The sequence below is a fragment of the Acetobacter malorum genome, from assembly GCF_002153605.1.
GTDB lineage: Bacteria > Pseudomonadota > Alphaproteobacteria > Acetobacterales > Acetobacteraceae > Acetobacter > Acetobacter malorum_A.
This window is the reverse complement of the sequence record NZ_JOPG01000037.1, coordinates 1-5,983: the sequence shown is the minus strand read 5'-3', so window position 1 is coordinate 5,983 and position 5,983 is coordinate 1. Positions and strand designations below refer to the sequence as shown.

The window sequence follows — 5,983 nt, the reverse complement described above, 5'->3', positions numbered from 1 at the left end:
CATCCTGCCTTTGAATCACACTCAAAACCTCTTGAAAACCTATCATAGCGAATTTCCAAAAGGGCTCTCAGCCCGACCAGCTGGTAACGCTGCCAGAAAATATTCCTGACAAAAGTATTGCAGCAGTGCTGCTTCAAGGGCTGACGGCACAGTATTTAGTAGAAGATAGCGTGGCGGTGCGCTCTGGCGATCGGGTGCTGATTCAAGCCGCAGCTGGAGGTGTCGGCCGTCTCGTGACACAGATGGCGAGCGCAAAAGGTGCCCAGGTTTATGCGCTTGCCTCGACTGCTGCAAAACGTGAACAAGCCCGTTTGAACGGTGCTGTTGCAGCATATGGTTATCAGGAAGACTGGGTAGCGCTCATTCGACAGGAAACCGGAAAAGGCGTCGACGTCGCTTATGATTCCGTGGGAAGCACCCTGATGCAGAGTCTGGCCACGCTACGTGATGGCGGACGGGCAGTCATCTTCGGTAAAGCCGGGGGAACACCCCCTCTCGTCGATCCGCTCCAACTTATGGAAGGGTCAAAAGGCATCATTGGTGGTGATTTATGGACTTACCTCAAGAGCCGTGAGGAGCGACAAGTTCGTGTAGACCGTCTCTTCGCTGCGCTACATGAAGGCCGGATCACACTGCCGCACATCACTGTTTTTCCATTGAGTGCCGGTCAGGATGCACATCGGTTACTGGAAGACCGCAATTTCGCAGGGAAAATTATTTTCTCCACGCATGAAGAGGACCGCTTCCACAGCTGATACTTCAGTCTCTGATGTGTTGGCGGGGTGCTTATTGCTACCCGCCATAATCCGTCCGCTCTGGCCGGGTAATCAGAACATGCCGGCCACAGCAAAACAGGAGTAAAAAAGGGGAGGCATGACCTTGGAATGCATGCTGTGATAAACGCCACAGAGACACGGCAGCAGAAAGCGGAGTGCGCATGAACCCCATCACGCTCAAGGCAGACCCGGCCACTCCGGCAGGCACGCCAACAGACGGGCAGTCCGCGTCTGCACCCGCGCCGGTCACTGCTCCGCAGAACGAGACCCTACTGCTCCCCGCAGGCTTGCCCGGCACAACGCTCATTCTGGGCGGCGCACGGTCTGGCAAGAGCCGCCACGCGGAAGCACTGGTAACAGCACTTCCTGCCCCGTGGATCTATCTGGCCACAGGCCGCGCGTTTGATACGGAAATGCAGGACCGTATCGCCCACCATCGCGCGGGTCGGGCAGAGGGCTGGCAGACGGTAGAAGAACCTTTTGCGGTGGCCGATGTTCTGCGCGCCCATGCGGACCGCCCGCTGTTGCTGGACTGCCTGACCCTGTGGCTGACCAACCTTCTGCTGGAAGAGCGCAATATTCCAGACGCCACACACGCGCTCATTACGGCGCTGGCCGAACGTCGCGCCCCCACCGTTCTGGTGGGGAATGAGGTCGGGCTTGGCATTGTGCCGGAGCATAAACTGGCCCGGCAGTTTCGGGATGAAGCAGGCCTTCTCCACCAGCGTCTGGCTGAAAAAGTTGGAAAAGTCCTGTTTATTGCAGCAGGATTGCCGCTCGTCCTCAAGGACACGCCGCCAGCCTGAGCCAGTGGCGATACACCCTCAGATAGTGTCCACCGCCTGGCGGCCAATGGCAGGATCATCAGTAAAGAACCCGTCCAGCCCCATATCCAGATAGCGTTGGATTTCCTGAATGGACCCACGCATATTGCGGGCTGCGTCCCCGTCCGCATTGCGCAACTGGCGCGGCAGGAAATGGTTTTCTGGGCGGCAGGTATAGGCATGCACCAGCAGCCCCGCCGCATGGGCATCCTCCACCAGAGAAGACGGCTCAAGCCACGCCCCCTGCGCATCCCGCGGAATAAGGTCAGTCAGGGAGGGGCCAATCACATCCGCATAACGCCGCACATCCTTCAGGCCCGCCGGGGTCATCAGGTCTCCAAAGGTGGTTTTCTCCCCTTTGGCGGCCAGATCCGGCGGCACTTCTGTCCGCTCCCCCATCAGCAGCATCAGCCGGGCCTGCGGATTGATGGCGCGCACATCCGCACCAATGCGCTGGAGGTTCCCGGTCTCGAAGGACTGCACTTCCAGCGGCGCCGTGCGCGTATACTCATGGGCGGCAATGGTGCGCAGGAACACGGCTTCCGGGTCAAACCCCAGCGCGTGGAAATGCGTGGAATGTTTAATTTCGGGGATCAGCCCCAAAACCCGACCGCACGTCGCGGCTTCCGCAGCCACAAAATCAATCATTTCCTCAAAAGTCGGAATGTCAAAATGTCCGTCAAAGCGAGTGTTATGCACACGCAGCGTGGCGAGGCGCTCCTTCGCCCGCAGGGTTTTCAGCTCCGCGAGGGTGAAGTCGGTCGTAAACCAGCCAGTCGCCGTCTTACCATCAAGGGTGGCGGTGCGCTTGCGGCTGGCAAATTCCGGTCGCTGCGCCACGTCCGTGGTCTCGGCAATATTGGTTTCATGCCGGCAGATCATCACGCCATCTTTGGTCATCACAAGGTCAGGCTCGATAAAGTCCGCACCATCGGCAATGGCTTTGGCGTAGGCGGCCAGCGTATGTTCCGGCCGCAGGGCAGAGGCCCCCCGATGCGCAAACACCAGAGGACGCGGGGCCAGAGAGGGGGCAGCGCCCGCCCGTCGTATACTTCCGCAAAGGGCAGCGGCGCAGGATGTTACTAGAGCAGAACGACGAGAAAAACCCCGCATCAAAACAGCCTTATACTTAGGGAATGTTGAGAGAGGGTTTACTCTTTTTAGGGGGCTGTGGGGTGATATTTTTATGAAGAGTGAAGAGGTGGTCAGGCAGGAGTTTCATGGACAAACGTTAATTGTCTTTGTAGAACCCTAATTAGTACTTTTAATTACAAAAATTTTGTCTTTTCTAGGTGACTCTCTTTGTCTCAAACCGCAGCACCCGCTTCTCCCGCTCCTGCACCCCAGGCCGACGCTCCGGCGCAAGCCGCACAGGCGGCCCCCCAGCAGCCGACGGAACAGGCCCCTGCCGCTAAGCCTCCGGGGCAGCCGGAGGCCAAACCAGCTTATCTGCCTCCGCCGCCGATGCCAGTTATAGAAGGTCCGCAGGGCATCCGCTTTGATTTCAATCTCGGGGCGCGCGTGCATGTGCCGGAGCGGAAAGAGGGGAAATGGCGCGTTATTCTGCGGGATCTGGATACAGGGAATATCCTTTTCCATCATGAGGCGGCCGGGGCCACCATTTCTTCCAGCAAGCGCTACTATGTGCGCTTCGGCATTGAGGTGATCGATATCGGCGCTGATGGTGTCGAGCGGCCGGTTTTCCAGCATGAGTATGATGCGCGCGGGCAGGAGGTTGTCATCCAGCTGCCGGTCGGCACGCTGGGGGACACGCTGGCGTGGTTCCCGTATGTAAACCGCTTTGCGGAAGAACGCGGGGCGAAAGTCACCTGCCTGCTTTCCGGCCTCATCCTGCCGTTGCTTAAGGAAGCCTATCCCAACATCACCCTCATGACCTCCGAGGACGCCGAGAAGGCAGGCGTGCCCGCCAAGGCCTACGCCACGTACTGCATCGGTCTGTTTTTTGATGACAAGGACTGCAACCAGCAGCCTACGGACTTCCGCTTTGTCGGCCTTCACCGCACCGCAGGCTATATTCTGGGAGTCTCCCCGCATGAGGAAGCCCCGCGTCTGCACCTGCCGGATGACAGCCGCCCCATTCCGGAGCCGTATGTCTGTATCGCCGTGCAGGCCAGCACGCAGTGTAAATACTGGAACAACCCGACTGGCTGGCAGGAAGTCATCGCCTTCCTGAAGGAAAAAGGCTACCGGGTCATCTGTATTGACCAGAAGACCGTGCATGGCACCGGTCTTGTCTGGAACTACATCCCGCATGGCGCGGAAGATGAAACAGGCAACCGCCCGCTTGCTGAACGCGCCCGCTGGCTCAGGCATGCGGATGCCTTTATCGGTCTCAGCTCCGGTCTGGCCTGGCTGGCCTGGGCTGCGGGCACGGAAGTGGTGATGATCTCCGGCTTCACCCACCCGACCAATGAGTTTGAAACGCCTTACCGCGTCATCAACTGGCACACCTGCAACTCCTGCTGGAACGACCCTACGGAGCGGTTTGATCATCACAACTTCTTGTGGTGCCCCCGGCATGAGAACACGCCGCGTCAGTTTGAATGCACACGTCTCATTACCAGCGTGCATGTTATCAATGAGCTGAAAAAACTGTTCGCCTGATCGGGGCGGGGGCAGCGTCTATGCCCCCTTGCATCCCTATCCTGATGATGCTCTCTCCTTAAGGATCATAAGGCAGCGTCATGGTGGCGTGTCTGTCGTTCCAGTGGGAGAGATACGCAATGTCACAGGATTTTATCAGCACACAGCTTCTGGTGGCCGGGCAGTGGCAGGATGCGGCAGATGGCCGCACGCTGCCGGTCTTCAACCCCGCTACCGGCGAGGAAATCGGCAAGATCGCCCACGCCTCCAAAGCCGATCTGGCACGGGTGGCCGATGGGGCCGCACAGGGCTTTGCCGCATGGCGGGCACTCACGGCGTGGGACCGCTTTGTTATCATGCGCAAGGCCGCCAACTTGCTGCGGGAACGCGCCGAGAGCATTGGCCGTATCATGACGCGCGAGCAGGGCAAGCCGCTTGAGCAGGCCATGATCGAAATCAACGGGGCGGCCAACGTCATCGAATATTTTGGTGAGGAAGGCCGTCGTCTGAATGACACGCTCATTCCGCCGCGTGTGCCCAATGTGGAACAGCGTGTGCTGCATCGCCCCGTCGGCGTGGTTGCGGCCTTTACGCCGTGGAACTTCCCCATCAACCAGATCGCCCGCAAGCTGGGCGCAGCTCTTGCTGCCGGGTGCGCCGTCATTGTCAAAGCGCCGGAAGATACTCCGGCATCCCCAGCGGAACTGCTGCGGGCGTTCTGTGATGCCGGTGTTCCGGCAGGTGCGGTCTCTCTGGTCTATGGTAACCCGGCGGAAATTTCGGAATATCTGATCGCCCATCCGGTGGTGCGCAAAATCTCCTTCACCGGCTCCACTCCGGTTGGCAAACATCTGGCCTCTCTTGCCGGTGCGCAGATGAAGCCCGTCACCATGGAACTGGGCGGTCATGCCCCGGTCATCGTGTGTGAGGATGCCGATCTGGATGCCGCTGCGCAGCGCCTGTGTGCGGCCAAGTTTCGTAATGCCGGGCAGGTGTGCATCGCCCCCACGCGTTTCCTGCTGCACAAGAGCATTGCCTCCAGCTTTGTGGACAAGTTCAAGGCACAGATGAACGCTCTTAAAGTTGGTTCAGGCCTTGAAGACGGCGTAACCATGGGGCCGGTGGTGAATGAACGCCGCCTGAAAGCACTGACAGAACTGGTTGCCGATGCGCGGGAAAAGGGCGCTACCATCTGGCAGGCCGATGTGCCGCTGCCCAATGAAGGCTGCTTCTTCGCCCCCACCCTGATCCTCAACCCCAACCTGTCCATGCGCGTGATGCAGGAAGAGCCGTTCGGCCCGATTGCCATCGTGTCCGAATTCTCCGGCCTGAAAGACGCCGTGCAGGAAGCCAACCGTCTGCCCTACGGTCTGGCAGCCTATGCCTATACGCGCAACGAACGCACGGAGCGCCTGCTGGGTGAACAGGTGGAAGCTGGCATGATCGCCATCAACCATCATGGTCTGGGCGTGCCGGAAGTGCCCTTCGGCGGCATCAAGGATTCCGGTTACGGCACGGAAGGTGGTCCGGAAGCTGTAAAGGCCCATACGCTGATCAAGTTCGTCTCGACCGAACATGAAAAATCTGATTTCTGACCTGTTCCAAAACAGGTCCTAAGGAAGGGGGAATGCATCCTGATGTGTTCCCCTTTTTGTTTTCTCTGTTTGCTCGTCACGAACATTGGGAGGAAATGAAATTATCTTCAGAAAATGAATGTTGCGTCAAACAAGTTTGGCATAATTCTGCTTTATTTTCTAAATAGAAGCCCCGCCTGTAAAA

5 protein-coding genes are annotated in these 5,983 nt (G+C 58.5%); 4 read left to right on the top strand and 1 reads right to left on the bottom strand.

Annotation, left to right across the window (positions count from 1 at the left end; translation table 11 throughout):
- The first annotated feature begins 125 nt into the window (after positions 1-125).
- Complete coding sequence (locus HK23_RS12825) at positions 126-755, top strand: zinc-binding dehydrogenase (protein ID WP_256940205.1); 630 nt, start codon at positions 126-128, stop codon at positions 753-755.
- A 182-nt stretch (positions 756-937) separates the two neighbouring features.
- Positions 938-1,582 (top strand): bifunctional adenosylcobinamide kinase/adenosylcobinamide-phosphate guanylyltransferase, encoded by a 645-nt coding sequence (gene cobU / locus HK23_RS12820; protein ID WP_086654274.1) that lies wholly within the window; start codon positions 938-940, stop codon positions 1,580-1,582.
- 18 nt (positions 1,583-1,600) lie between these two features.
- Here the strand turns inward: cobU and HK23_RS12815 are convergent, their stop codons facing one another.
- Positions 1,601-2,713, bottom strand: coding sequence for a glycerophosphodiester phosphodiesterase (locus tag HK23_RS12815; RefSeq protein WP_086654273.1), 1,113 nt, complete (start codon positions 2,711-2,713; stop codon positions 1,601-1,603).
- A gap of 336 nt (positions 2,714-3,049) precedes the next feature.
- Here HK23_RS12815 and HK23_RS12810 point away from each other — a divergent pair, with 336 nt between their 5' ends.
- Together HK23_RS12810 and HK23_RS12805 are read left to right on the top strand one after the other, a co-directional pair.
- Positions 3,050-4,225, top strand: coding sequence for an autotransporter strand-loop-strand O-heptosyltransferase (locus HK23_RS12810; protein WP_256940206.1), 1,176 nt, complete (start codon positions 3,050-3,052; stop codon positions 4,223-4,225).
- A 119-nt stretch (positions 4,226-4,344) separates the two neighbouring features.
- A complete protein-coding gene (locus HK23_RS12805; RefSeq protein WP_086654272.1) occupies positions 4,345-5,799 on the top strand; it encodes an NAD-dependent succinate-semialdehyde dehydrogenase in 1,455 nt (484 codons plus the stop codon).
- Positions 5,800-5,983 lie beyond the last annotated feature (184 nt).